General features: G+C 32.7%; 2 protein-coding genes. Both read left to right on the forward strand.

Translation table 11 applies throughout. From position 1 onward, the window contains the following. Positions 1–250 precede the first annotated feature (250 nt). On the forward strand, positions 251–634 hold the full coding sequence (locus RMO53_RS09900) for a DNA-binding protein (protein WP_310380136.1): 384 nt from the start codon (positions 251–253) through the stop codon (positions 632–634). Beyond that, complete coding sequence (locus RMO53_RS09905; protein ID WP_310380138.1) at positions 586–1,500, forward strand: IS3 family transposase; 915 nt, start codon at positions 586–588, stop codon at positions 1,498–1,500. The genes RMO53_RS09900 and RMO53_RS09905 overlap by 49 nt, the downstream gene beginning before the upstream one ends. Positions 1,501–1,619 lie beyond the last annotated feature (119 nt).

Below are 1,619 nucleotides of genomic sequence, written 5' to 3' on the forward strand. Positions count from 1 at the left end.
AAATATTTAAACAAAAAAAGTAGCGAATTTCAAAAAGAACAAAAGGCACTATCCGCTAACAGCGGTTTGGCGCAATTGGGGTTTTAGGCAAACTTTAAAGTTGGTTTTGTACTTGTAAGTTCGGTCTTAAATCGATACATTAGGCTAACCAAATCCCCAACTGACGCCAAGCCACGAGACGTTGGTGGCAATTTTACCAAATGTATCGTCCTAAAATAGGTTGACTAAAAATTAAACACTTTTAGTACCTATGGAAACACCAACAAAACAAGCCTGTCGAAAAAACGGCTATCAAAAAGTAACTTTCGAACACAAACTTTTTGTCATTGACCAAATCAATAATGGTCAAATTTCTGCTAACTTCGCTTCCAAGAAGTATAACATTTCAAGAGCAACAATACACTACTGGATGAAAAAATTAAGCAATTATTCCAATCAAAAGACCTTTGTTTCAAAGGATGATGAGATTAAAAAACTCAAAGAACGTATCGAAGATTTAGAAGGCATAAAAGAGTTTCAACAAGAGGTAATTGTTGAATTTGAGAAAGTTACGGGAGAAGAACTGTCAAAAAAGTATCTGCCCGAATGGTTAGCAAACGAAATTCAGAAAAAGAAGAAAAAGCTTTTAAAGTAAAATGGATTTACGAATCATTCGGGATTAGCAAACAAGCCTATTATCAGCAGATTACAAGAGAAAAACTTAAGGATTTAGAGCGTGAAAAAATCATTAATTGGATAGTTGACTACCGCAAACTATTGCCTAAAACTGGAACCAGAAAATTATACCAATATTTACTGCCAAAAATGGTACAAGAAAACATAAAAATGGGACGTGATGCCATAAACGATTTGCTCCGTTTTAGAGGAATGCTAGTTAAAAAAACAAAACGATATTTTATTACAACCGATTCCAAACATTTTTTTTACAAATCACCTAACCTATTGACTGATTTAAAGATAACCCATAGTGAACAAGTATTTGTAAGCGATATTACGTACATCAAAACCGATAGTGTCCACGCCTATTTAGCTCTTGTAACCGATGCGTATTCAAGAAAAATTATGGGTTGGAGTTTGCAAGACAATATGAAAGTTTCGATGGTAAAAGACGCCCTAAATATGGCACATAAAAACTGTATTTTTTCTCACAAAAATATCATTCATCATTCAGATAGAGGAATCCAATATTGTTGTCCAGATTACTCTCAATATGCAGAAAATAAAGGATTTATATTAAGTACAACCCAACAATATGATCCTTATGAAAATGCAATTGCTGAACGAATTAATGGTATTTTGAAATATGAATTTGGTTTGCGAAACACCTTAAAATCAGTAGAAATTGCCCGAAAAATGGTTGAAGAAGCTGTGGAACTTTACAATGCTTTGAGAATGCACTGGAGCTTGAATTTAAAAAATCCACAAGAAGTTCATTTACAATATAATAAACAAGAAAATAAAAATTACAAACGAGTTAAAACTCCTGCTTTAGCGTCGTAGGAATGTTGATAAGTTTTTAAAACCCGTAGGGAAATTTTTAAAAAACTTATCAATCTTCCGGCAATTAAGTCTAAATTTGAATTCAATATTAACCCTAAAAAAGGTCAACGTATTTTAGG

It is taken from the genome of Flavobacterium sp. (assembly GCF_031409475.1).
Taxonomy (GTDB): Bacteria; Bacteroidota; Bacteroidia; order Flavobacteriales; family Flavobacteriaceae; genus Flavobacterium.

Excerpts from the sequence above, each read along its gene's own strand:
- RMO53_RS09900 (WP_310380136.1), top strand. The coding sequence starts at position 251 with ATGGAAACACCAACAAAACAAGCCTGTCGAAAAAACGGCTATCAAAAA.
- RMO53_RS09905 (WP_310380138.1), top strand. The coding sequence starts at position 586 with ATGGTTAGCAAACGAAATTCAGAAAAAGAAGAAAAAGCTTTTAAAGTA.